Source organism: Ectobacillus panaciterrae DSM 19096 (genome assembly GCF_000430785.1).
GTDB lineage: Bacteria > Bacillota > Bacilli > Bacillales > Bacillaceae_G > Ectobacillus > Ectobacillus panaciterrae.
The window spans coordinates 44,437-69,354 of sequence record NZ_AUMR01000011.1; the positions used below are offsets into that span (position 1 = coordinate 44,437).

The following is a 24,918-nucleotide window of genomic DNA, read 5'->3' on the forward strand; positions in this document are numbered from 1 at the left end:
TAAAATAAGTACATATTCAACTGTCATTACGGTTCACGCAAACGGTTTCTTTTACCGGTACGTAACGTTTGTCGAAAACGATGAACTTTCTTGTAAGCTATTATACATAAGTCATGTAAGCGATTCAACTGTTTTTTTCAACGTTTACATTTTCGACATCTCTTGACACTTTACTCCACTTCTACCTTGCTTTGTACAAGACGCTGCAAATGCATCGTTAAATATACGATTTCAGCGTCATATATTTGCATTTGCAATTGTTTTTGCATGACCTTAATAAGCTTCCATGCCAAGTTATAAGAAATTGGATACTCCTCTTTCAAAACTTCGACAAAACGCTTCGGTTCTTCGACCTTTTCCCCGTTTTTCACACGTTCAATCGCATAATGAAGATGGCGCACAAGCCGCAAATAATGAATGCTCTCCCTGTCCATTATAAGTTCCAGCTGCTCTTCAATCAGCGACACAAGGTGCGCAATCAGACGTGAATTTTGATTGACGGAGGATACTTCTGAATTCGTTGTAGAACTGTATATGTGCAAAGCGATAAATCCAATTTCTCCTTCCGGAAGATGGATATTCAAGCGCTTATTGATTAAATCTACCACTTCAGCAGCAATCCTGTACTCCTGCGGATATAATGCTTTCGTTTCCAGTAAGAAAGGGTTATCCATCGCAAAGCCTTGTTTAAGTCTTCTAATGGCAAACGCAATATGATCTGTTAAAGCAATATGAATGTGCTCATTCAGCGGAGATTCGATTCGTTCTTGAATGTACAGCATTACATCATTCATGATTTCAATGAGCTGCTCACTCACATGAGGCACGAGCATCTTATATTGTTCGCGCTCCCGTTCATTTTTCAGCACAAACATTTTCTCCGCCAATTCTCCCGGCAATGTATCATTTTCTTTTCTTCCAAACCCTATCCCTTTACCAATGACGACCACTTCTTCATGCTTTGGATGTGACGCAATAATAACATTATTGTTTAAAACTTTCTTGATTTCGAGACACTCATTCATACAACCCCACCTTTGTACGCAAAAAGCAATTTGTTTTCATGTTACAGAACAAAGTTCTTTTTCGTCAATGCAAAACATTGCCATCTATTAAAAATGTCCTTTTTTAGACATCTCTTATCTAGACTACTATAATAAAAAACAGAGCATATTTTATACACAGCTTATTCAAAAAGGAGCATACTCGATGATTAAAATGTTTGTAAGCGATATTGACGGGACGATGATGCAGCACGGCGGTCTTATCGATAAGGAAGATCTGGAAGCCTTGCGTACGATGGCTGAAGAAGGCGTTATTCTTTGCTTTGCTTCAGGCCGATTGGATAACGAAATTGCAGCTCTCATGAAAGATGTAGGAACGGATTTTCACCGAATTAGTGTAAATGGCGTGTTTATTTATACACATGCAAATGAGCAGCTGTTTTCGGCAGCTTTTGATCCCCATATTGTACAAGATCTTATCAATATGACGCGCGGTGATCGCTTCATCCGCTATGTGAGCGATGAGCATAACTATTATATTGAGGAAAAAACGCCTATCGTGTTGGAGCTGGAAGAGAAAGAAACAATGACCTCAATTGAAATGCCGCATTTAGCAGAAGAAGCCGGCGTTTCTATTATACCGAACAAGATTTCCATCGGCGGAGAAGAAGCAGATTTGCTGGAAATGCAAAAAAAGGTGGAAGAAAAGTTTTCTGCATACGTAAGCACATTTATTTCCGCAAAAAACTGCTTAGATGTTGTGCCAGCCAATGTGAGTAAAGGAGCCGCCATCTCCCTATTATTAAAGCAGCACAATGTCAAACCGGAAGAAATGGCTTGCATCGGCGACTCTTATAATGATATTTCCATGTTTCAGCTGACACCTCACAGCTTTGCGATGGAAATTGCTGACGATGCGGTAAAAGAGCATGCCGACCATCTTGTGAAGACAGTAAAACAGGCGGTTGAATATGTACAAAACTACAACAGTTCATTTGTAAAGTAAGAAAACCTGCGATTAAAACATTTCGTTTCAGTCGCAGGTTTTCTTTTTTGAAATAACATTTTCATTTTCTCTATATCGATACTTTAAATTTCAGAGAACTGTTTCAGCAAAAAACGAGAGCAGCATGGTCTGAAGACAGGCAGAAAGAAGCTTACAAAAAATTAAAGGTGTATACATATATCGACACTACCATCGTAGCGGAAAATTTATTTTTGCCTAGAGATGTTTGTAATAAACTTATACCGGTCTCCCCGATAAATACACTTTACATACTCCAGCGGCACATCATCTTCTGCATAAGATGTTTGCTCCACGACAAGGACAGGCGCTCGCTTTGAAATATGTAGATGCGGCGCTTCTTCTTCTGCAGCAACTGCTGCTTCAATCGTCTGCGTAGCACGAAGCAGCTTGTAACCGAGCTTCTGTTCTAAATGTTCATATAGAGAGTTTTGCAAAATATCTTCATTGATTTCTTTTACTACAAGCGGTGAAAGATAAGTTGTTTCAAAAGCGATCGGTTCATCATCCGCAAGACGAATACGGCGTACCTCATATACAGACGCCCCGTCTTCTAGATGGAGTTTATCGGCAACCCTTGCAGAGGCAGAAACAAGCTCGAAGCTTAATAATGCGCTGCTCGGCTTCATGCCTCGTGCCTTCATATCTTCTGTAAAGCCCGTCATTCCCTGCAGCCGCTGTTCTACTTTCGGCAGCTGCACAAATGTACCGATTCCGCGTTTACGATACAGGTAGCCTTGTTCCACCAAATTATTAATCGCTTGTCGAATCGTCATCCGGCTCACGTCAAATGTATCGCACAATTCATTTTCCGATGGAATTTTATCACCGGACTTCCATTCCCCTGCTTCAATTTTCTGCTTAATCCACTCTTGAATTTGATAATAAATCGGAAATGGAGAATACTTGTTGATGCTCATGAAAACTCTCCTCGCTGCATAGAGATAGCGCTTGTCGGTCGGCTATAATCACTACGTTCGGATGGTTGCGAAGCACCGTTGCAGGACATTCTTCTGTTACCGGTCCTTCGAGCAACGTCTTGATTGCCTCCGCTTTTTTAAGCCCCGATGCAAGCAATGCAATTTGTTTTGCCTTCATAATCGACGCTATTCCCATAGTGATGGCATGTGTCGGCACATCCTCTTCTTTTTCAAAAAAGCGGCGGTTTGCTTGTCTTGTGGAATCTGTTAACTTCACGATATGAGTTCCAGAAGCAAACGATGTACCTGGTTCGTTAAAACCAATATGGCCGTTTTCACCAATTCCAAGAATTTGCAGGTCGATTGGGTGATTTTCAATCACGTTATCATAACGCTTACATTCTTCTTCCAAACTCTGTGCCATGCCATTTGGTATGAAAGTTTGCGCGAATGATAAATGATGGAATAACTGTTTGTTCATAAAATAATGATAACTGTTTTTATCTTCAGAAGACAAGTTCACATACTCATCTAAGTTTACTGTGATTGCATGCCTTACATCAAGTTTATTTTTTCTCATCAGAGCATATATGCCAAGAGGAGAACTTCCTGTCGCCATGCCGAGAACAGGATGTTTATTCTCCTCTACTGTTTGCTGAACTAACTCATATCCTGCTTCTGCCATCCCCTGCGGTGTATTGACTGCGATAATCTTCATGTTATTTCACCTCTGTTTCATGGATTCCAAGACGTACTGTGTCCTGAATAAATAAGTCTCGATTTAAAATCACAAAGTCTGCATCCTTGCCGGCTTTGAGCACACCCTTGTTGATTAGGCCGAATTCCTCCGCCTGATTAATGGACGTCATCCAAACCGCTTCTTCAACGGAGCAGCCTGTAAAAGCGATGATGTTGCGAAATGCCTGATCCATCTTTAGTACGCTTCCGGCTAATGTTCCATCCTCGAGCATCGCTTTTCCCTCTTTTACAATTACAGGCTGACCGCCAAGCTCATATGCACCATCTTCTAGCCCTTTCGCCCGCATTGCGTCTGTAATAACGCTTATTTTTCTTGGACCTTTTAAACGATAAGCAAGCTTTACCATTTCGGGGTGAATGTGAATACCATCGGGAATGATCTCTACCATCGTCTCTTCATTTAATAAAACATGTCCCACGACTCCAGGCTCACGATGATGCATGGCTCTCATTTGATTGTATAAGTGTGTAGCATGACGAATCTTTCTTTCTTGCAGCTGTTCGAATACGGCGTCTGTATGTCCAATCGTTCCTATTACGTCCGTTTCCTCAAAATAATGTTCAAGCGCTTCCGCCCCTTGTTCCTCCGGCGCGTATGTGACAAGCTTGATTAAATTTCCGCTCGCTTCTTGCCAGTGCTGAAACTGTTTGACATTTGGCGGCACAATATATTCCAGCGGCTGCGCCCCCGCACGTTTTTTGGATACATACGGCCCCTCCAGATGAATATATTCAAAGTGAGCGCCTCTATCTTTTGCTTCCTTCGCCGCACGAAGCGCCTGTTCAATTGCTTCTGGCGATTGTGTCATTGTTGTCGGGAAAAACGTTGTGACTCCCTCTTTCAGCAGCTGTTTACTTAAACGGATTAAAGCGTCGGCGTCAGCATCCATCGTGTCTACATCGTAACCGCCGTGTATATGCACATCAATCATGCCGGGTATGATGATTGTTCCTTCTGCGTTATAGATAATCTCATTTTCTTTTGGCTCATATTGAGCCATGAGCCCCATCTCTTCAATAGTTAATTTATAACGGATAAAACCGTTTTGCAGTATAGTATCTCCTGTGTAAATTTGAGCATTGATGATCACTCTTTGCTCCATAGCAATCTCTCCTTCTACATAAGATATACATGTATATTCTGTTTATCTACATTCATCATAATATACATACGAGTAGTTGTCTATACATTTGAAATTACATTTTATTTTTCTCTTTGGAAAGAACGGATTTTTTTCAGCTGTGCGCCAAAATATATGTAGAAAATGCATAAAAGGAGCAAATAAAGGCGCTAAAGCACACCGCCTTTTGCATGACCTCGATATACTGCTAAACGGATGCCATGAAACACTTTGGCATGTGACGTATTATGAAGAACTATGAACCTCCCCCACTTACTCGCTTTCGCTCCTTGAAGTGGAGGTTTCTTAGCACCAACAAAGATAAGGTCCCATGAGAAGCGGATTTGCCATCTCCTCTCTGCACCTATGCAGGGGCTCCTTCCTTTGTCTGACTAAGCAACTTCTGCACATACAGAAGGGTGGGAACACACCGTCTACTACTTTTTGCTTACGCAATCCGTAGATACTTTCTCTTCGTTTCTTCCGAGATATGACGCATCTCTCCGTACAGTTCTTTTGCCAAGATGTTGCGAGCACCATGAATGTCCCGATGTTCTTCGTAGCCGCACGCACAAACGTAGTTGCGTGTCCGCACCTTCTTTCTTCTTTGACAACATGGACATGTTTGAGAAGTGTACGCTTCGTCTACGAGAAACAGAAGAATGCCTTTTGCGTGCAGTTTATACGCCAAATACGCGCGGAGTGTGCCAAATGACCAATTTGACAACTTTTGGTTGACGTGTTTCGTCCGTTTTTTCTGTTTCCTTCGCTGTACGCCTTCTGGATTGCCGACGAAAACTTGCTTCACTTCGTTTTCCAGGCACCAATCGACGAAGTTCTTCGTGGTCTTGTGGAGGGCATCTTGTAGCTGCTTTGTTGACTTAGACAGGACGAACTGCTTCGCGCGATTGTATTTCTTCCATTGCCGGGAATACTTGTTGCATTTACTCATGAGACGTTGAAGTTCCCCCAGCTTTTTATTGCGCAGCTGATGGATGGAGCGAATTTTTCTGCCTGTGACAATGAGTGCTTCACCGGTTTCACAAAACGCCGCGATTGAGTGGATTTCTCCCATGTCTACACCTGCAGAATTTGTATACGCGTATTTCATGGGGAGTTCTTCGTTTTCATAAGAGATGGCTAAGTAAAGTCCATTGTCCCATGCCAGTTCAATTTCTTTCAGTTTTCCTTCGGGTAAGGTCGCAGGATTTACAGATACGACAATGGGCTGTTCTCGTTTTCCGTTATGGATGCCCATCGACAAATGAATGGTGCCATTCTCTTTAACAGAAAAGCCGTCTTTCTTCCATTTCGTATTGTAGTGTTTCTTTTGTTTATAGGGATATTTGGCGGTTTTGATTCCTTTTAGGAGGGCAGCTCTTGTGGCATCTCTGGCGAACAAGTACTTTTCAAATACAGCTTGTATGCTTTGAGAATGTAAGTGGTAGTTTCCTTTCGTCAGAGCTTGGAGGGCAGACTTGTTGATCCGTTTTCCATTATGTTGCAGATGATACGCCTTTGCATGACGCAAACAATCATTCCATACTTTGGCGGACTCGCGGTTGCAGTCAAACAATCGCTGCAGATTTGTCTTTGAGGTTTGGAAATAGACTCGTTTCGCTCGAATCATAGATTCACCTCCTGTCTATTCCTCATTTTACCACAAATAAAACATACGTTCTATTTATTTATAAAATTTTTACATTTCGTACAATAGAGATGGAACGAGCCTATCTCTTGTGCGAAGGCGATTCATCCCCCACTTACCGTTACACTACACCATTCACACGCTTGAAGTGGGGGTATTCTCGCCTTATTTTTTTGAATATCAGCTAATGTTATTTCAATAATGGAAGAGGCATGCCGTTTTGAATTTTTATGCTTTCTCCGTCTGTTTGAAATTCAATATCCCGCGAGGCTGTTGTGTAAATTTGCGTTCCATAGCGATGGAGACGTTTCATTACACTCCTGTGCGGATGACCATAGGGGTTCCCTTTTTCATAAGAAATGACGACAAATTGAGGGTTTACCTTCTGCAAAAAATCCTTACCCGACGATGTATAGGAACCGTGGTGTCCAACCTTCAAAACATCAGCGTGAACGTCATATGTATTCATAATATTTTTTTCTGTTTTCGTATCCGCGTCTCCCATCAATAAAAAATCCGCTTTTTTATATCGAATTTTTAAAACAATAGATGATTCGTTATTCCCATTTTTTCCTTTCCCATTGTTCAGCACTTGTATGGAAACATTGGGATCCAAAGGTAAAAATTGACCTTCCCGTGCATAAATAAACGGGATATTCCGCTTACGGACACTTTTTACATACATGTGATATGTTAATGAATAATAATGTTTTCCGCTGTCTAATACCATCGTGACGGGAATTTGTTGAATAACGGAAATAAGTCCGCCAATATGATCCATATCCGGATGAGTACTGACTACTAAATCAAGCTGTTTCATTCTTTTTTCAATAAGCTTATGAATGATTGCTTCTCCCGCTTCATGCGGACCTCCGTCTACAAGAATCGTTCTTCCGTTCGGCAAAACGATTAATGTCGCATCTCCTTGGCCTACCTTTAAAAAAGTAACGGTGAGCTTTGGTACAAAGAGCTGATGGTGTCCTCGTTCTTCTTGAGAAATAATTTTACTCGTATGTACAGAAAAATCGTATCTTGCATATGACACACCAGATAAGCCAACGCATATCAAAAGAACGAAACAAAAAAAGATTGCCCGCACGTACGTCATGCGCCTCTTCTCCTTTTTCTGTTTAGTATCTCATTTTACAGTATGTCTATTCCAAGAAAAGCGGAACCGGCTCGTTCAGGCGCAGAAACAGAGGTTCTCCGTCCTCAAAGGCGCTTTTTACCTTTGTGCGACGGAGGTTCTCTGGTGGCAGCGCCTTGCCGGCGGAGCCGGACATCAAAAAAGCCTGGCAATTGCCAGACTTAACTATTTGGGATTTGGCGCAAGGAATCAAAAAACAAATCTGCTTCCTCAAGCTCCGCGCCCTCTTCTGGAAGCGGCGGAAGTTCTTTAAGTGTTTGTAAGCCAAACGCATCCAAAAATTCTTTTGTTGTCCCGTACAAAATAGGTCTTCCAGTTCCCTCTGCCCGCCCCACTTCTTTAATAAGCAGCCGTGACACAAGGGTCTGCAAAGCTTTATCCGTCTTTACGCCGCGTATATCTTCAACTTCTGTTCTCGTAATCGGCTGACGATATGCAATAATAGCAAGCGTTTCTAGTGCAGCTTGTGATAAAGACGTAGATGTTGGCGTTTCTACAAGCTTTTTATAATACATAGCATGTTCTTTTTTTGTTGTTAATCGATAAGCATTTGCGTACTGCACAAGCTGAAAGCCGCGATCCGGCTCTGCATAAGTCTGCTTGAGCTCCATTACGAGTGAGGTCGCTTCCTCTAGGGATATATCGAGTACATGAGCAAGCTGCTCCGGATATACGCCCTCCTCACCCGCAACAAAGAGCAATCCTTCCACAATTGCTTTTTGTTCACTGCGATTCAATATGCTTGCTCCTTTCTCTAACACTTAAACAGATAAATTTCTTCAAAGTTTTGATCCTGCTCAATTGTAATCATTTTCTTTTTCATTAGCTCTAAGATAGCCAGAAAAGTCACGACCAGCGTGTCCCGGTCATCTTCAGGAAATAAGCTGTAGAAGCTTTGTCTTCCTTTTGCACTTTCCAAATAAATAAGTATTTCATCCATCCGTTGTTCAATAGGGATCTCCTGACGGACAATTTTCGTTGCAACGGGTTTTTGCAGCTTCTTGCGGCGCATGAGCTTTTGCAAAGCGGCCAGCATATCGTAAAGCGTTACGTCTACAGGAAGGCGCTCTTCCGGTTCCTGCTTTTGAAAGCCGGTTAAATCCATAGGAGACCGGGTGTACAGCTGGGCGCGATCTTGTTCGCGCTCTTTCAGTTCTATGGCAGCCTGCTTATATTTTTTATATGCAAGCAATCGCTCCATCAGCTCTTGACGCGGGTCTTCAGCCATTGCATCTTCTTCATCCAATATTTCATCCTCATGCTTCGGAAGCAGCATTTTGCTTTTAATAGCCAGCAGAGTGGCGGCCATGACCAAATATTCGCTTGCGACATCAAGCTGCAGTTCTTTCATCGTATGAATATAACTCAAATACTGCTCTGTAATGACAGCTACAGGAATATCATATATATCAACTTCGTAACGATTGATTAAATGCAAAAGCAAATCCAAAGGACCTTCAAATGCATCGACTTTAATATTATATTGCACAAAACATCCCACCAACTTTTTTCTATAACAGTATAAGTATAGAGCATGGCAGAAGACTATCCAACCATTTTCATAAATTTCCCCTCACCGATTCCATAAATTTATTAGTTTTGGGAAATTCACCCAAAACTAGACGAATGCCTACGCACACCAGCCTATCCTATACATATGATACATTGTAAAAAGCTGAGGAGGTAAAAAACTATGGGACATCATGCTGATGGATTAGGCAGCTTTGCATTAATCGTGGTACTCTTTATTTTATTGATTATTGTTGGAGCAGCTTGCTTCTGCTAATGAACGGTGCGGCCAGAACACATTCTGGCCGCTTATTCTTTACCCCGCTCTGTCTGTATACTTGCCGGAGGACATTAGAGCCCGATTAGCTCAACTAACACCATTTGAAAAAAGCATCTATATATGAGTGAATGATAATTTCGACATTTTGTGCTATGTGCAACCAAAAGGGAATATGGCATGCTTCTTCTCTCTGGTTTACCCTTGCATGAACCGCTACAAAGGTTTGACCGCTTCTGCATGCGGATGACCTCTCCCCACTATAAAAAGACGTTTTTTTATTCACTTGTATATAACTGGTGAAGTTTCGCTTTATGGTACAATAGAAAAAAGGAGCGTGTGTATATGTATCCAGAACCCTACATACAATATTTGGTTCATTTTCACGGCGATCGTGATTATTTTGAATGCCATGAAATATTAGAAGAATATTGGAAGAGGAAGCCTGCCGGACAACGAGACATATATTGGGTGGGGCTGATTCAAATTGCTGTATCCCTTTATCACTATCGCCGACAAAATATAAAAGGGGCTGTTCGCATGATGAAAAGTGCTGCCGCTATCTTAAAGAAGGAAGCGCAAGCAATTGAGCAGCTCGGCTTAGATTCAAAAACGCTTCTTTCCATACTTCTTGAGCAGCTGCGCGATATGGAAAACAGACAGCCGTACACAAGCATGAGCCTTCCCATTGCAGACCCACGACTAGAGACTGCCTGCATCAGCTTGTGCCATAAGCGTAATCTCATATGGAAAAGCAGCAGCGACCTGTCAAATCCCTTCCTTTTAAACAAGCATACCCTTCGAGACCGTACAGATGTTATTGAGGAAAGAATGAGGCAAATAAAAAGAAAGCAGAGATTTTAAAATCTCTGCCTTGTTTATAAACTAATTGTGTCAGCCTTGCACTTTTCATAAAAGGAAGCCGTTTGCTCGTTGCCGCACACTGTAACACCGGGCATCATTGCTCTTAGCTCGTGTACCATTTTTCTGCCGATACCAGCGTGGCGATGAGATGGTGTTACACAAATGTGCTGAATGTGTATAACGCCATCTTCCTTTTTCGTTGTTCCGATAATCCCAAGCACGTCATCGTCTTCCTTCCACAAGTACAACTGCCAATTCTCATTCGCATCATATTCCTTTACAGTTGCTTGTAGTTTCTTTAAATCCTTTTCCGTCGGCATAAATGAAAGAAGACCCATCGCAATTTTTTCGTAATTTTTCTTGAAACGAATCAACATAAAAAATTATCCCTTCTTATCGAAAAAACTTTCCAATTAATGATAGCAAATATAATACAGCTACGCCTACAACAATGTAAAACAGCAGCTTTTCTTGCCGCTTTCCTTTATTGTTCAAGTCTCCTCACCTTAAGATGCTCATAATTTATGTTTATTCTACACCATTTTTCCGAAAGTGAGAAGGTTTCCGCCCTACATTTTTCCGGAAGCCGCGCACAACATATGATATCTTAAGGGTCCTCGCTGTACAAAATATTTTCACTACCCTTTATTATATATATTTGACTCCTATTTACTTGTGCTGTCTGTAAAAATTTTGTCACAAAAATATATTATTTATCTCTTAGGGAATACCGATTCTAACAACGCTGCCTTCACAAAAAAAAGACCTGTATTCAGGTCTTTTACTCTTCCCATACTTTAACTTCTTGCATGACATCGCCGTTTCTCATAGAAAGAACTGTTTCCATACCGCTTGTAACTTGTCCAAATACAGTATGTACGCCGTCTAGATGAGGCTGCGGCTCATGAACGATAAAGAATTGGCTTCCGCCTGTATCTTTTCCTGCATGCGCCATAGAGAAAGCTCCTGCTTTATGACGGTGCGGGTTTCCTGCTGTTTCACATTTAATTTTGTAACCAGGTCCACCCGTTCCATTCCCATTAGGGTCGCCTCCCTGACTTACAAACCCCGGAATAACACGGTGGAAAGTTAAACCGTTATAAAAACCTTCGCTGGCTAACTTCTCAAAGTTTTCTACCGTACCAGGCGCTTCATTTGGAAATAGTTCAAATTCAACTTTTTGTCCATTTTCCATAATAATATGACCTTTTTTCATGTTATGTACCTCCTTGTCTTCATTACTGATATATCATACCACAACTCTAATAAAAAAAGAAAACAGTCTCTCTGGAGAAAAAATAATGCGACATAGACAGTTTGTTTTTGTAAAATCCATCTAAAGTCGGATGACAAAGCATAAAAATATACTATAATTAGCATGTTGCCCTCAAATTTTTGAAACAGGAAAAGGAGCGATATTCGTGAAAACGAAACTGTTAGCGTTTCTTCTTATGTTTGCTTTGTTTATGCCAACATATGCGTTTGCTGACGCGGCAGAAGGAGAAACTATTATCACATTAGGCGAAAACTTAACGGCACAGCAGAAACAGCAAGTGCTGGATGAGATGAAGGCGCCAAAGGATGCGCAGACGATTACTGTGTCCAACGCAGAGGAGCATAAGTATTTGGATAAATATGTGCCGGTAGCGCAAATCGGTACAAAAGCCATTTCCTCCTCCATGATTACGTATACAAAAAAAGGCTCAGGTTTAGTCGTACAAACCCACAATATCTCTTGGGTAACAGATGCTATGTACACAAACGCCTTGATTACTGCAGGTGTGAAGGATGCAAATATTTACATTACAGCACCGTTCCAAGTATCGGGCACAGCAGCCTTAACAGGTCTTATGAAAGCCTATGAAACTGCTGCGAATCAACCCATTCCTGAAGAAGTCAAGCAAGTGGCAAACCAAGAGATGGTTACAACAGCAAAGCTTGGCGATCAAATCGGTTCTGACAAGGCTGTACAGCTCATTACAAAAGTAAAAGAGGAAATTGCAAAAAACCCTCCAAAAACGACAGAGGATTTACGCACACTCATTAAAAAGCTTGCTGACGAGTTAGGCATTACACTGACGGATGAACAGTTGAATAATCTTGTTACACTGTTTGATAAAATGAAAAACTTAAACATCGACTGGAATCAAGTGAGCAGTCAGCTGAACAAAGCGAAAGATCAAGTTTCCGCTTTTCTGCAGTCAGATAAAGGGCAATCCTTTTTAGATCAGCTAAAAGGTATTTTTGCAAGTTTCATTGATTTTATCAAATCGTTATTTAAATGAGGCAACGTAAAAGAGGCGACTTGGTCGCCTCTTTCTTATGATAAGGAAGCTAATTTAATAACAGCCTCCTCCACCGATCTTACGACATGCTGCGCGTTTTCTTTAACAAGAGGCGGCGCATGATGAAGAGTGAAGGAATGCGGTGTGACTTTGAACATGGAAATATCGTTAAAGGAATCTCCGATGCACGCCACTTGATGCGGCTCTAAGCATAAGTGCTCCATTAAGATTTGCAATGCGCTTCCTTTGCTGATTCCAAGCGGCATGATATCTACAAAACCCGGCCCTGAAATCACAACTTCTGCACATGCTCCAAATACATCTTTTAACTCCTGATCGAGCACGGCAACAGAATCATGATCTCCGTACAAAAAGAATTTGGCCGGATGGATGTTCGTTCCAAACTCATCTTCAAGCACGGCCATCTCTGTAATGATGACATTATTTTTCTCTTCAAACACATGATGCATCCGATTTTTCTTTTTTGTATAACGCGTCGCGCCTGCGCAAGCAATGTGTGCTAATTCTTTTTCGCAAATATATTTGTAGATTTCCTTTGCCGTCTCGCCGTCAAAAGCAGACGTATGAATAGTAGCGCCTTCTTTTGTGGTCAAAAGCGCTCCATTCAAGCTTGAAGTGTGGTACGCAAGGCCAATCCCCTCTACAGCATCATGAATGCGATGCGCAAAGCGTCCCGATGAAAAACATATGTCAGTGCCTTGTTCTGCGAGCCACCGCAGCGCTCTCATGTCATGCTTGTGAATTTCGCTCACATTGTAGACGAGTGTATCATCTAAATCGCTGACAAACAATTTGATCATCCTGTCACCTCTTTAAAGAAACTTATTTCTAGTATACAAAATGAATGTGATGATTTTGTTAATATCAGCTAAATTTTTCATACAGAAAAAGCAGAGAATGACTCTCTGCTATTTTGTACGATCTGTATTTTGCGGATGAACGATGCTCGGTCTGACCTTCAAGTTGGCAATCTTCGGCCGCACGACAATTTTCATAAGCGCACCTCCATCAAACGGAAGAAACGGCCAAAGATATGGTGTTTGTAAGCTGCGAATGGATGCAAGAAACAAAATTAGGATTGTAAGTCCGATCATGAATCCGATTTCATGCAGCCAAGCTGTCAATAAAATGAGGAAAATTTTTGCGACTTTATTGGCAAGACCCAATTCATAGCTTGGCGTCGCATAAGTCCCGATGACTGAAATGGCTGAATATAGAATTACTTCAGGCACAAACAGACCAACTTGAATGGCAGTTTGACCAATCAGTACAGCTGAAATTAAACCGAGAGAGGTCGACAGAGCGGTCGGCGTATGGATAGAGGCCATTCTCAAAAATTCGATTCCGACCTCAGCCAAAATAATTTGTAAGAAGGTCGGCAAATTAGTCACTTTACTCGGTCCGATAAAAGCAAGATTCGGCGGCAGCAAAGTCGGTTCAAGCACAAATACAAGCCAAAGCGGCAGTAAAAATAGCGAGAACATAATCCCTAAAAACCGAACCCACCGAAAAATTGTGCCCATTGCCGGGTTTTGGCGGAACTCCTCAGCATGCTGCACGTGATGAAAATATGTAGTCGGCGTAATCATCACGCTTGGCGATGTGTCTATAATAATCAAAACATGCCCTTCAAGTATATGGTTTGCCGCTACATCCGGACGTTCCGTATAGCGGACAAGCGGGAAAGGATTAATGCCTTGTTTGACAAGAAATTCCTCAATCGTTTTGTCTGCCATTGTAACGCCGTCTATCTCAATTTCTTGCAGCTCCTGCTTAATGATTTTAATTAAATCCGGATTTGCAATATCTTGCACGTACGAAAGACAAATATCCGTTTTAGAACGCTCCCCGACACGAATAATTTCATGACGAAGACGCGGATCGCGAATGCGGCGGCGGATTAAACTTGTATTCACAATAATATTCTCTACAAAGCCGTCTCGAGCTCCGCGAACTACCTTTTCTGTATCCGGCTCTGCCGGTGTGCGCCCTGGGTAGCTGCGGACATCCACCGCAAAGGCCTCTGCTTCTCCATCTACAAACACTATAATAAGACCGGACAACACTTGCACCATAACGTCATCCATCATTTCGATGCGGCTTACTTGCTGATGAATAAGTCTGTTTTCAATGATAGTCATTGCTTCATCATGCCCATATGGCTCTACATCATTAAGGTCCACCATCTCTTCAAATATGTGAATGATAAGATTAGAATCGGATAAGCCATTAACAAATAATACACCGACATCTCGGCCTAGTATTCGAAACTTTCTCATCCCTATGTCAAATGTTACACCAAGGCCGACCGTTTGCTTCAAATAATTCTCATTGTCGCTTAAAAACGAAGAAATAGGAACTTTAATCGTTTGTTTTTCCTTTGCTGTCATAAAAGCCGCTCCTTTCTAGAATGAGCTCAACCGCCTTTTTTGTAATGGGAGACCCTTTTTTAACATCGTCATTTGTATACATCTTTCCGATGTCTCCTATGCCTACTATAATAGGAACGTTAAGCTTGTCTAAACAATATACAGTATCGCCATTAATACGGCCGATTTCTACATCTGCAAGACCAAACTTATCCACACCGTACTCTGTTAGATTTCCGTGTCGGTCTACACTCACATCTACACGAGTCCATTCGTATCGATGTGTATTAGAGGCAACTGCTAAAACACCAAGAACATTGATTTGGGAATGCGCAGCTACATACTGCAAAGCTTGTTCTCCCGGCCCCTCGCCAATATAGCCGCTATCATCAAACATCACAAACACAGGGTCATATGGTGTTTGCAGGATAAGATTCACAATATCTCTTCCGCTAAGACGAGTCGGGTTGCTTTGCGATGTCGAAATACAGCGGCCGCCAACATCCTTTGCCACATATTCAATTGTGCGCTGTGCATATTCGTCTCCATCTGTTACCAAAATAACCCTTCTTTTCATAATGTTTATCCTTTCGGCTTAAAGATGAGCGCCGCTATGAAAGAAAATAAAATTGCGGCTGAAATACCAGCTGATGTAAGCTGGAAGATTCCCATTCCAATCCCAACATACCCATGCTGCTTTGCTGCCTGCATTGCTCCATGCAGCAAGGAATGCCCGAAGCTTGTAATGGGAACCGTTGCACCTGCCCCGGCAAAACGAATCAAATTATCATAAATTCCAAATCCATCTAAAATCGCACCTATGACAACGAAAACAGCCATAACGTGTGCAGGTGTTAATTTTGCGAAATCCAAAAGCAGTTGCCCTACAACACAAATGGCTCCGCCAACTAAAAACGCATATACAAAATCCATTTTCTATACTCCCTTCACACTCTCAAACACAACGCCATGAGCAATCGCCGGTATAGATTCTTTTTGCTGAATCATTGTCGGGTTTAAAAGCGCTCCAGTAGCTACGACCAAAATGCGGTTGTAATTGCCTTTTCTTATCTCTTGCAATAAGTGACCGTATGTTACAACTGCTGAACATGCACAACCGCTCCCGCCTGCAAACACTTCTTGATTTTTGTTATAAAGCATTACCCCGCAATCGTTATACACCTGACCCATATCATAGCCTTCTTCAAGCAACATCTGTCTTGCGATAGGAGCTCCTACAGCTGACAAATCCCCCGTCACGATCAGGTCATAATCTTCTGCCGTCCGATGCAAATCTTCAAAGTGTTGCTGAATGGTATGAGCAGCTGCCGGCGCCATGGCCGATCCCATATCAAACGGATCTGTAATGCCAAGGTCCTGAACCTTTCCGATTGTAGCGGCTGTAATGCGAATCGGACTCGGCTCTCTGCTCACAAGGGCAGTGCCCGCTCCTGTTACTGTTGAAGTCGCCGTATCCGGCCTCTGCCCTCCGTACTCTGTCGGATACCTGAATTGACGCTCGGCAGTTGCGTTATGGCTGCTTACCGTCGCCAACACACGATTGGCAAAACCGCCATCTACGAGCGCAGAACCGGTTGCTAGTGTTTCCATTGATGTAGAGCAAGCACCGAACATGCCAAGAAACGGAATGCTGAGCTGTCTCGCCACATAGTTTGCAGTAACCGTTTGGTTTAATAAATCGCCCGCTAGAAAGAAATCAATATCTGAAGTTTGCAGGTTTGCTTTTTTTAGAGTATGTTGGATTGAATCATTCATCAGCCTTCTTTCAGCCAGCTCCCAAGTCTCCTCATTGCAATGCAGTTCATCATATGTAACGTCAAAGCAAGCTCCCAAAGGCCCAGCGGCCTCTTTTGGACCAACCGCCGTTCCTGTTGCATTCACGTAAAGTGCATTTTGAAAGACCCACGTTTGCCTTCCTGTTAGTCTCATGTTGTTTCTTCCTCCCTTACATCAACAGCTTAAATGTATAGCGGATGAGACCAACCACATATGCTGCAACGACCCCAAATACAATAACACTCCCTGCAAGTTTAAACATATTCGTAGCTACGCCAAGCACAATTCCTTCGCTGCGGTGTTCGATAGCAGCACTCACCATCGAATTGGCAAAGCCCGTTACCGGAACAGCTGATCCGGCGCCTGCAAATTGACCGATTTTGTCATATATACCTAGCCCTGTCAGCAAAGCAGACAATAAAATTAACGTAGCAACGGTTGGGTTTCCTACATTCTTCTCGGTAAAGTCAAAATAATGCATGTAGAATTTCATCAGTACTTCTCCTAATATACATATAAGCCCCCCCACGACAAATGCCTTTACACAATTCATGATATAATTCGGTTTTGGCTGATAGGCTTTAATATTATTTTTATAATCGTCTTTTAGCTTTTTCTTTGCCATCCCCATCCTCCTACTTAATAAAATAAATCCAATGAAATAGAGATCCGAGTATTTTTCCAAGCACCAGCGCTATGAGTAAAATAACAATTCGATCTTCAACACGGACACGCTTTGCCAAGATTGGAAGTACGTTCAATACTTCCGTTAAAGCGGCTGCGAGCATACCGACAAATATGCCACAGAATAACCCGATTAGTATAAGCCAATATACAGAAGCGAAAAAAACAGTATCGCGCAAACTGACCCATCCGCCGCATAGAGCACCCGTCACAACAGCCCATTCATAAACATGGATAAATTTAATACTTTTCGTCAGCTGCGTCAGACGAGGTATCACGCCCAACACAGTCAAAAAAGCAACGAATCCGCCCCCGACCGCAATCCCTCCGGCAAAGCCGATAAATGCGAGAAATGCGTATTCAATGATCTTCAATCTTCTTCATGCTTTCTTTGTTTTCATTCATTAATACGTATTGATCAAGCGACTGCTGATATTGGAACATTTCTACCTCAAGCGGGCTCGGCTCTTCATTGATGCGCTTTTGAAACACATGATTGAAAAATAATACCATCCCTAAACCAAGACCAAGCGAATACGGAATTTGAAGAAGAAGTGGCTTTTTCTCGGTCTCTCCAGTTACCATATGATAAATTCGCTGATGAACTTGCTGCATGCTGACATCTTCGTGGAAGTAAATAATAGCGAGTCCTGCTCCGAAAAACAGCAGCAGCCATACGCATGCAAAGAAAAATGGATTCACTGTTTTTCTCTCATATACAATCTCCACAATTACTTGAGCCGGTCCAAATACATTTATGTCCAGACCATTGTCGTACTTTCGAATCGTTTCAATTACCTTCATAACATCAATTACAACATGTGTTTTATCTTTTTTTGTAATCTGGTACACCGTTTTTTCCCTGAGAGCAGCGACAATGGGTTCGGATCCAACGAGCTGTGCCACATCCTGCAGCTTTAACTCGTAGTTTGGAGAAACTTGCAGACGCTGACGCATTTTGACGTATACAGGCTGGTCCAAAATAATCCCCCCTTAAGATTTTCCTCGTAGTTGTAGTATGGATGTTGGAAATTTTTCTAATACAATTTTTTTCAAAAGAAAGGCCTGTTATCTAAAACGACAACAGACCTTTTCCATCCTCATAGCAGAAAGCCAGTTGCTTAAGGCTTTCTTTCCAACAATAAATTGACGGACAAATACAATTTCGACAAAAACACAATCACCCCCGCAGCCATTATCGCTACTCCAACACACTTATACCTTTACCCTTAATTCAAATTGTAAATATTTTCTTTATACTAAGTCTAATCGAAATACATGAAAATGGCCTTTCTTGTTTAATGAGGAGAATTTTGGATAAGATAAATGTACACAAGAAAAGCGGAATCGGCTCGTTCAGGCGTAGAACCAGAGGTTCTCCACCCTTAAAGGCGCTTTTTGCCTTTATGCGGTGGAGGTTCTCTGGTGGCAGCGCCTTGCCGGTGGAGCTAGACAAAGAAAAGCGGAATCGGCTCGTTCAGCTTTTGAAAGTAGCCATACTCCTGATTTCTAAAGACAAAAAACCGAATAGGCTACTCCCCTATCCGGTCCTTCATCTGCTGTAAAATTTTCTTTTCAAGCCGGGAAACTTGTACCTGAGAGATACCAAGCCGTTCCGCTACCTCCGATTGTGTCTGGTCTTTATAGTAGCGCAAATAAACGATAAGGCGCTCACGTTCGTCAAGTTCCCGTATGGCCTCTTTTAAAGCAATTTTATCAAACCATTTGGATTCTGATTGATCGGCAATCTGATCGAGAATTGTAATAGGATCACCGTCATTCTCGTACACCGTCTCATGAATAGATGAAGGTGTACGGCTTGCTTCCTGCGCCATGACGACCTCTTCCGGTGTCAGCCCAAGCGCTTCCGCCACTTCCGTAACAGTAGGCACGCGTCCTAACGCTTTCGCAAGCTCGTCCTTCATTTTGCGGACCTTGTTTCCCGTCTCTTTTAAAGAGCGGCTCACCTTGACTGTTCCATCATCACGCAGAAAGCGTTGAATCTCACCGATAATCATAGGAACAGCATAGGTCGAAAATTTCACATCAAATGACAAATCAAACTTGTCAACGGATTTCAAAAGCCCGATGCACCCGATTTGAAACAAATCCTCCGGTTCATAGCCTCTGTTCATAAAGCGTTGCACCACAGACCAAACAAGCCGCATATTCGTTTGGACAATCGTATCCCTTGCTCCTTGGTCCCCTGCTTGACTTCTGCGAATCAATTCCTTGAGCTCTTGGTCCTTTAACTGCACTTTTCCGTTTTCGTTTTTAACCTCTATGTCCATAGGCGAGTCTCCTTAATTGCATAGAGCGTTGCTTTTTGACAAGTACTTTGTGAGATGTATAGTTGTTCCGAATGCTTCGTTAGAGATAACTTCGACTTCGTCCATAAAGTTTTCCATGATTGTAAATCCCATGCCTGAACGCTCTAATTCAGGTTTTGTAGTGAAAAGAGGTTGTCTCGCTTCCTCTAAGTTCGATATACCCATTCCTTTATCGCGAATGGTAAGCTTCACCATTCCGTCCTCAAGTACAACCGTAATATACACAATGCCTTCCGGATTGCTGTCATAGCCGTGAATGATTGCATTTGTAACAGCTTCAGAAACAACAGTTTTAATTTCTGTCAGCTCTTCCATTGTCGGATCAAGCTGAGCAATAAACGAAGCTACTGTAACGCGCGCAAATGACTCGTTTTGGCTCAATGCGGAAAATTGAAGGTGCATTTCATTTCTCATTATGCCACCCCCAATGTCGCAAGCGCGTGTTCTTCACTGACTTCTAGACGAATGATTTTAAACAGTCCCGACATCTCAAACAAACGCTTTACAGCCGGAGAAATCGCACAAACTACCATTTCTCCTCCAAGGCTTTTTACATGCTTATATCTGCCCAGAATCACACCAAGACCAGAGCTGTCCATGAAGCTTAAATTCTCTAAATTCAATACAATATGATGAACACCGTGCTTCTCAAGCATTTCTGTTACCTTCGTACGCAAATCCTCCGCTGTATGATGATCAAGCTCTCCCTCTAATCGAATGCACAAGACATCGCGCTTTACTTCCATATTCATTGAAAGACTCAACTTTACTTCCTCCTTTTCGTGCGCACTCGCGCGGAAAGTATATGGAATCTTTCGCTGCTGTTCTTTGTGATTCCTTCCTCCCGACAAAAGAAGTGTTTTTTCGAAACAGAAGCAACATTTTGTCGAGTGCTTGATGATTGTGGGGATTAAAAGAAACTTCATCAACGGGCGCTTTTTTCTGCTGATATTAGTTGAACCGATCAGGGCCCTTACCGCCCGTTCTCACTTCCACTAGGGCAATCAGAGTCCGAAAAAAAGGAAAAAGCTAAGCGACAATACATTGCCGCTTAGACCGTTATTCTGATTTTGAAAACATGCCAAAGCCTCTCTTAAACAGCTCCCAAAGACTTGCTTCTGTTATATCTTCACTTGCCACAAGAGGCTCTTTCGTAATGACCTTGTCCCCGCTTTTGACAACAAGCGTTCCAAGCGCATCTCCCTTTTTAACCGGAGCCTTTACCTTTTCTTCCATTACAATTTCCTCTGTTACTTTAGACGCACTCTCTCCTCTTTTCAAGAGCAAAGATACGTTGTCTGAAGCAACAAGACTTACTGTTTTCTTTTTGCCTCTGCTTACCTGGATAGAAGCAATCGGCTGATCTTTTTTATAAAGCCTTTTCGTTGTATATTGACTGAACGCATAATCAAGAAGCTTTGTAACTTGTGCATTTCGGTCCTTAGAGGTCGGTGCTCCCATTACAACCGCGATGACACGCATGCCGTTTTTTTCTGCAGAAGCTGTCAAACAATAGCGCGCTTCTGTTGTAAATCCTGTTTTCACCCCGTCTACTCCAGGATAGAAGCGAACGAGCTTGTTTGTATTTACAAGCCAAAACTTCTTGTCTGTGCTTTCACGAAGATAGTCTTCGTACTTTCCTGTATATTGACGAATGAGAGGATATTTCATCAGTTCCTTCGCCATAACTGCCATATCGTATGCAGTGGAATAATGCTCCTTTGCAGGCAATCCTGTTGGGTTTTGAAACTGAGTATTTTTTAGCCCCAAGTCCTTTGCCTTGTTGTTCATCATTTTCACAAAGCCTTCCATTGATCCTGAAATATGTTCTGCCATAGCGACAGATGCGTCATTTCCAGAAGCAATGGCAATTCCTCTCAGCATTTCATCCACTGTCATTTCTTCGCCAGGTTCAAGAAAAATTTGCGACCCGCCCATGGACGCAGCAAATTCGCTTGTACGCACCTTATCCTTCAGCTTCAATTTGCCGCTTTCAATCTGCTCCATAATAAGAAGCATGGTCATAATCTTTGTCATACTGGCAGGCGGAAGCTTTTCGTTGCTGTTTTTATCAAATAATACTTGTCCGGTATCCTGCTCGAGCAGCACCGCAGATGATGCATTGTCTACAAGCTGCGGCTGTTCAGTCTCTCTCTGTTTTTGCTGCGGCTGTTTCTCAGACTGTGCCCATCCAACCGGAACGGCGGAACTAAATAAAGCGAAACATAATAGAATTCCGACGAATCGTTTCATTTCCATACCCTCCAATCAGTATCAAACCTATTTTTTCCAAAAGATAAGCATTTATACCATTTTTTTCTAAACAATACATAAATCTTTTTTTCAAAATAAGTGTTGACACGCAAAGAAAAACATACTAGTGTTTTATGTGTACTACATGTATTAATACACTTAAATATACTTCCGTTGGAAGGGAGGCTTCCGATATTGCTGATTCAACTAGACCCTAGAAGCAGCACTCCTATATGGGAACAAATCGTCAATAGCATTAAGGAGCTGATACTGAAGGATATTTTATCTCCGCAGGATAAGCTGCCGTCTGTTCGGGAACTTGCATCCACGCTTGTTGTCAACCCAAACACAGTAAGTAAAGCTTATCAAGAATTAGAACGCCAAGGCGTTATTGAAACATTGCGCGGAAGAGGGACATTCGTCGCTGAAATGATTATACCGCGAAAGGATGAACAAAAAATGGCAGCACTCGAGCAGCAATTAAAGCAAATTTTAATGGAAGCTACATATCTCGGTGTGTCTAAAGACACATTGGTGCATTGGCTGAACAATTATTACAACGAACTGGGAGGAGATAAAGATGCTGAAGGCGGAAAACGTCCAGAAAACGATTGAAAATCAAACTGTATTAACAAATATATCTTTTGAGTTGCCTAAGGGCAGCATTGCCGGCTTGCTCGGGCGAAATGGTGCCGGTAAAACAACCTTAATCCGGATGCTTGTCGGTATCCTGAGTCCGGATAAAGGAACGGTAACATATGACGGTGAAGATGTTCATCAAAACCCTGATGTGAAACAGCGCGTTGCATACGTTCCGGATTCTACAAATCTATTGAACGGATACACTGTGAAGGAAATTGTCCGTTTCTATGAATCTGTCTATAAAAATTTTGATACAGCTTATTTCTATGGACTGCTGCATCGCTTCAATCTGCCTGAAAGACGTATCCGCAGCTACTCGCGAGGGATGAAAGCGTCACTCGCTATGATTTTGGCATTTTCAACAAAAGCAGAGTATATCATTTTGGACGAACCGACAAACGGGTTAGATCCGATTGTCAAGAGGCAGGTCTTGCAATTTATTGTAGAAGAAGTAGCAGAGCGTAATGTTACTGTATTGATTTCCACTCATCATCTAGATGAGGTTGAAAAAATTGCAGATACGATTATTGTAGTTAAGGATCATGAAATAGCTTCCATTACATCTGTAGAAGCCGTGAAAAATCAATATGTAAAAATACAGGTTGCCTTTGAGCGCTCTCTGCCCCAAAAGCTCGAAAATCTGCATAACGTAACTTTGCTGAGCCAAACTGGGAAAGTATACACGCTTTTGATTCAAAACCATATCGAAGCAACATTGGATAAGTTCCGCAAAGAGCAGCCGATTCTGCTTGAAGAACTGCCGATGTCGCTGGAAGATATATTCGTAACTACGCTCGGAGGTGATATTTATGTTTCATAAGGCGCTGTGGATGCGGAATCAAAAGCAAGGGAAATGGATTGTAGGGCTGTTTTGGCTTGGGAGTTTGTATTTACTGCCTTTTAATTATTATCAAGCCGCTGTAACAATATTGGAGCAACAGAAACATACTAAAGAGATTGTTCTTCAGCATCCAGATTATCACTATTACTATCAATACTATTTCAATTCCGGGGCAAGTGGTTTTCAAACCATTCTATTAATTGCATTGGCGGCCCTATTGATTGGCTGGGAGCGTAATAATCAATCTATTGATTTACTGTTTTCTATGCCTTTTAAAAGACGGGATATTTTTCTATCAAAATGGTTATTTGGACTTGTTCATATAACAGGTATACATATCGTCACCTATGGACTTATGTACCTGGTTAAAAAGACCACCATTCATGACTCGCATCAGGACTTTACTGATTTCAGCATTTTTTTCTTAGTATCGTTTGTAACATTGGCAGCCTTGTACACATTTTGTCTCTTCGTAGGAACCATTGCCGGCAACATTGTTTCCCAAGCAATATTAAGCTTTATCTTCCTCTATTTACCTATAGGTTTATACGGACTTGTAAGCAGTATGATTGTGCTTCATATAAGCTCAAATCAAGATTCTCTTGAAGCGTTTTATAAAAGGACTCATTCAATCCAGCAAGGGTTCGAGACCATTTCACTGCCCGTACCGCTTCAGTCCCTTCGGATTGAATATAATGATAATCCCGAAAATAAGTCAATCAACGGGATTGACTTCGGCTACAATCCAGAGCGGTCGGAGTCAATGATTTTCAATAGGGTACTTTCTACTGTTGCAATTGCGATAGCCTATACCTTGCTTAGTTTAATAATGGGTATAAAGCTCTATAAAAAAACGCCAAATGAAGCGAACGGAAAAATACTTCTCTACCGGAAGTTGGCAAAGTTGTTTATTCCATCAGTAGTCATTTGCTGCAGCTTACTCGGTGGTCAAATTCTTGCAGGTGCCTTTTCACCTTCCAAACCGCCCTTGTTCGTCTTTTATATTGCTACAATCGGTGTAGGTATCATTACGCACATCATCCTAAAAAAACTTATGAACACAAAGCTCTCCTTGGGCTCCAAATAAAAAGAAATAAAGCATCCTTGCTGCGCAAGGATGCTTTACTTTATAGCTTTTCTTCTCACCGCATATTCCTTCTCCTCAGCTGTCCCAAACCCAAGTCCCGCCTCCAGCAAGCGATTTGTCGGAGCAACTGTGCTCTCGGCAATTCGCCAGTGACCATACTCTTTTACAAATACTTGTAAAAAATAATTCGCTCCGTTCAGCTGATGCTTCGTTTGTTGTTAAGCACTCTACTTCTTTTTGGATGACTTGCCGCGGCGTTGCATGTTCTTGTTTTTTTGCCGCGGCAGGATAAGCCGCTGCGAAAAACGCTATTATGAGGATGAGCAGTCGAACCAT

Annotated in this window: 30 protein-coding genes; 7 read left to right on the top strand and 23 right to left on the bottom strand. The window is 42.0% G+C overall.

Translation table 11 applies throughout. The features are described 5' to 3' along the window. Positions 1–170: 170 nt before the first annotated feature. On the bottom strand, positions 171–1,025 hold the full coding sequence (gene glcT, locus H540_RS0103905) for a glucose PTS transporter transcription antiterminator GlcT (RefSeq protein WP_028399505.1): 855 nt from the start codon (positions 1,023–1,025) through the stop codon (positions 171–173). A 184-nt stretch (positions 1,026–1,209) separates the two neighbouring features. On the opposite strand from glcT, the gene H540_RS0103910 reads away from it, so the two are divergent. Next, positions 1,210–2,010 (top strand): Cof-type HAD-IIB family hydrolase, encoded by an 801-nt coding sequence (locus H540_RS0103910; protein ID WP_028399506.1) that lies wholly within the window; start codon positions 1,210–1,212, stop codon positions 2,008–2,010. 206 nt (positions 2,011–2,216) lie between these two features. Here the strand turns inward: H540_RS0103910 and phnF are convergent, their stop codons facing one another. The 7 genes from phnF to H540_RS0103950 form a co-directional block, all read right to left on the bottom strand. Then, positions 2,217–2,948, bottom strand: coding sequence for a phosphonate metabolism transcriptional regulator PhnF (phnF, locus tag H540_RS0103915; RefSeq protein ID WP_081415000.1), 732 nt, complete (start codon positions 2,946–2,948; stop codon positions 2,217–2,219). Beyond that, the gene (nagB, locus tag H540_RS0103920) at positions 2,890–3,666 is read right to left on the bottom strand and encodes a glucosamine-6-phosphate deaminase (RefSeq protein ID WP_028399508.1); all 777 of its coding nucleotides are present in this window, start codon (positions 3,664–3,666) and stop codon (positions 2,890–2,892) included. Before nagB ends, phnF begins: the two co-directional genes overlap by 59 nt. 1 nt (position 3,667) lies before the next feature. Continuing rightward, a complete protein-coding gene (nagA, locus tag H540_RS0103925) occupies positions 3,668–4,810 on the bottom strand; it encodes an N-acetylglucosamine-6-phosphate deacetylase (RefSeq protein WP_028399509.1) in 1,143 nt (380 codons plus the stop codon). Between the two features lie 466 nt (positions 4,811–5,276). Then, entirely contained in the window at positions 5,277–6,458 is a 1,182-nt protein-coding gene (locus H540_RS0103930; RefSeq protein WP_028399510.1) for an RNA-guided endonuclease InsQ/TnpB family protein, read from the bottom strand. Between the two features lie 208 nt (positions 6,459–6,666). Next, positions 6,667–7,584 (bottom strand): ComEC/Rec2 family competence protein, encoded by a 918-nt coding sequence (locus tag H540_RS0103935; RefSeq protein ID WP_028399511.1) that lies wholly within the window; start codon positions 7,582–7,584, stop codon positions 6,667–6,669. A 200-nt stretch (positions 7,585–7,784) separates the two neighbouring features. Beyond that, complete coding sequence (gene scpB / locus H540_RS0103945) at positions 7,785–8,360, bottom strand: SMC-Scp complex subunit ScpB (protein WP_028399512.1); 576 nt, start codon at positions 8,358–8,360, stop codon at positions 7,785–7,787. Between the two features lie 17 nt (positions 8,361–8,377). After that, on the bottom strand, positions 8,378–9,112 hold the full coding sequence (locus tag H540_RS0103950) for a segregation/condensation protein A (protein WP_028399513.1): 735 nt from the start codon (positions 9,110–9,112) through the stop codon (positions 8,378–8,380). 204 nt (positions 9,113–9,316) lie between these two features. On the opposite strand from H540_RS0103950, the gene H540_RS31760 reads away from it, so the two are divergent. After that, positions 9,317–9,409, top strand: coding sequence for a YjcZ family sporulation protein (locus tag H540_RS31760; protein WP_081415001.1), 93 nt, complete (start codon positions 9,317–9,319; stop codon positions 9,407–9,409). A 345-nt stretch (positions 9,410–9,754) separates the two neighbouring features. After that, positions 9,755–10,273 (top strand): DUF309 domain-containing protein, encoded by a 519-nt coding sequence (locus H540_RS0103960; protein ID WP_028399514.1) that lies wholly within the window; start codon positions 9,755–9,757, stop codon positions 10,271–10,273. 14 nt (positions 10,274–10,287) lie between these two features. Here the strand turns inward: H540_RS0103960 and H540_RS0103965 are convergent, their stop codons facing one another. Together H540_RS0103965 and H540_RS0103975 are read right to left on the bottom strand one after the other, a co-directional pair. Continuing rightward, positions 10,288–10,650: a GNAT family N-acetyltransferase gene (locus H540_RS0103965; protein ID WP_028399515.1), complete on the bottom strand. Its 363-nt coding sequence runs from the start codon at positions 10,648–10,650 to the stop codon at positions 10,288–10,290. A gap of 404 nt (positions 10,651–11,054) precedes the next feature. Further along, the gene (locus tag H540_RS0103975; protein WP_028399516.1) at positions 11,055–11,489 is read right to left on the bottom strand and encodes a peptidylprolyl isomerase; all 435 of its coding nucleotides are present in this window, start codon (positions 11,487–11,489) and stop codon (positions 11,055–11,057) included. A gap of 205 nt (positions 11,490–11,694) precedes the next feature. Here H540_RS0103975 and H540_RS0103980 point away from each other — a divergent pair, with 205 nt between their 5' ends. Further along, positions 11,695–12,558: a DUF1002 domain-containing protein gene (locus H540_RS0103980; protein ID WP_028399517.1), complete on the top strand. Its 864-nt coding sequence runs from the start codon at positions 11,695–11,697 to the stop codon at positions 12,556–12,558. Between the two features lie 35 nt (positions 12,559–12,593). On the opposite strand, the gene H540_RS0103985 is transcribed toward H540_RS0103980, so the two are convergent. From H540_RS0103985 to H540_RS0104040, 12 genes are all read right to left on the bottom strand, one after another. Beyond that, a complete protein-coding gene (locus H540_RS0103985) occupies positions 12,594–13,379 on the bottom strand; it encodes a Cof-type HAD-IIB family hydrolase (RefSeq protein ID WP_028399518.1) in 786 nt (261 codons plus the stop codon). Positions 13,380–13,487: 108 nt separating this feature from the next. Further along, complete coding sequence (locus tag H540_RS0103990) at positions 13,488–14,969, bottom strand: spore germination protein (protein ID WP_028399519.1); 1,482 nt, start codon at positions 14,967–14,969, stop codon at positions 13,488–13,490. Next, a complete protein-coding gene (spoVAEA, locus tag H540_RS0103995; protein ID WP_028399520.1) occupies positions 14,941–15,525 on the bottom strand; it encodes a stage V sporulation protein SpoVABEA in 585 nt (194 codons plus the stop codon). Before spoVAEA ends, H540_RS0103990 begins: the two co-directional genes overlap by 29 nt. A gap of 5 nt (positions 15,526–15,530) precedes the next feature. Further along, positions 15,531–15,881, bottom strand: coding sequence for a stage V sporulation protein AE (gene spoVAE, locus H540_RS0104000; protein WP_028399521.1), 351 nt, complete (start codon positions 15,879–15,881; stop codon positions 15,531–15,533). 3 nt (positions 15,882–15,884) lie between these two features. Further along, positions 15,885–16,898 carry a stage V sporulation protein AD gene (spoVAD, locus tag H540_RS0104005; protein WP_028399522.1) on the bottom strand — a complete coding sequence of 338 codons (1,014 nt, stop codon included), beginning with the start codon at positions 16,896–16,898 and terminating at the stop codon, positions 15,885–15,887. Positions 16,899–16,914: 16 nt separating this feature from the next. Further along, positions 16,915–17,370, bottom strand: coding sequence for a stage V sporulation protein AC (spoVAC, locus tag H540_RS0104010; protein WP_028399523.1), 456 nt, complete (start codon positions 17,368–17,370; stop codon positions 16,915–16,917). 10 nt (positions 17,371–17,380) lie between these two features. Further along, complete coding sequence (locus H540_RS0104015) at positions 17,381–17,797, bottom strand: stage V sporulation protein AB (protein WP_028399524.1); 417 nt, start codon at positions 17,795–17,797, stop codon at positions 17,381–17,383. Continuing rightward, a complete protein-coding gene (locus tag H540_RS0104020; protein WP_028399525.1) occupies positions 17,790–18,410 on the bottom strand; it encodes a stage V sporulation protein AA in 621 nt (206 codons plus the stop codon). Before H540_RS0104020 ends, H540_RS0104015 begins: the two co-directional genes overlap by 8 nt. 551 nt (positions 18,411–18,961) lie before the next feature. After that, a complete protein-coding gene (gene sigF, locus H540_RS0104025) occupies positions 18,962–19,720 on the bottom strand; it encodes an RNA polymerase sporulation sigma factor SigF (protein ID WP_028399526.1) in 759 nt (252 codons plus the stop codon). Positions 19,721–19,732: 12 nt separating this feature from the next. Further along, a complete protein-coding gene (gene spoIIAB, locus H540_RS0104030; RefSeq protein ID WP_028399527.1) occupies positions 19,733–20,173 on the bottom strand; it encodes an anti-sigma F factor in 441 nt (146 codons plus the stop codon). Further along, entirely contained in the window at positions 20,173–20,523 is a 351-nt protein-coding gene (gene spoIIAA, locus H540_RS0104035) for an anti-sigma F factor antagonist (RefSeq protein ID WP_028399528.1), read from the bottom strand. The genes spoIIAB and spoIIAA overlap by 1 nt, the downstream gene beginning before the upstream one ends. A gap of 295 nt (positions 20,524–20,818) precedes the next feature. Next, the gene (locus H540_RS0104040) at positions 20,819–22,012 is read right to left on the bottom strand and encodes a D-alanyl-D-alanine carboxypeptidase family protein (RefSeq protein WP_028399529.1); all 1,194 of its coding nucleotides are present in this window, start codon (positions 22,010–22,012) and stop codon (positions 20,819–20,821) included. A gap of 195 nt (positions 22,013–22,207) precedes the next feature. Between H540_RS0104040 and H540_RS0104045 the strand changes: the two genes are divergently transcribed. From H540_RS0104045 to H540_RS0104055, 3 genes are read left to right on the top strand one after another with little or no spacing between them, the layout of a single operon-like run. Continuing rightward, positions 22,208–22,627, top strand: a complete 420-nt coding sequence (locus H540_RS0104045; protein ID WP_028399530.1) for a GntR family transcriptional regulator — start codon at positions 22,208–22,210, stop codon at positions 22,625–22,627. Continuing rightward, positions 22,593–23,474: an ABC transporter ATP-binding protein gene (locus tag H540_RS0104050; RefSeq protein WP_028399531.1), complete on the top strand. Its 882-nt coding sequence runs from the start codon at positions 22,593–22,595 to the stop codon at positions 23,472–23,474. The genes H540_RS0104045 and H540_RS0104050 overlap by 35 nt, the downstream gene beginning before the upstream one ends. Further along, complete coding sequence (locus H540_RS0104055; protein WP_028399532.1) at positions 23,464–24,582, top strand: ABC transporter permease; 1,119 nt, start codon at positions 23,464–23,466, stop codon at positions 24,580–24,582. Before H540_RS0104050 ends, H540_RS0104055 begins: the two co-directional genes overlap by 11 nt. A gap of 75 nt (positions 24,583–24,657) precedes the next feature. Here H540_RS0104055 and H540_RS0104060 read toward each other — a convergent pair whose 3' ends face one another. Beyond that, positions 24,658–24,918 carry a hypothetical protein gene (locus H540_RS0104060; RefSeq protein ID WP_028399533.1) on the bottom strand — a complete coding sequence of 87 codons (261 nt, stop codon included), beginning with the start codon at positions 24,916–24,918 and terminating at the stop codon, positions 24,658–24,660.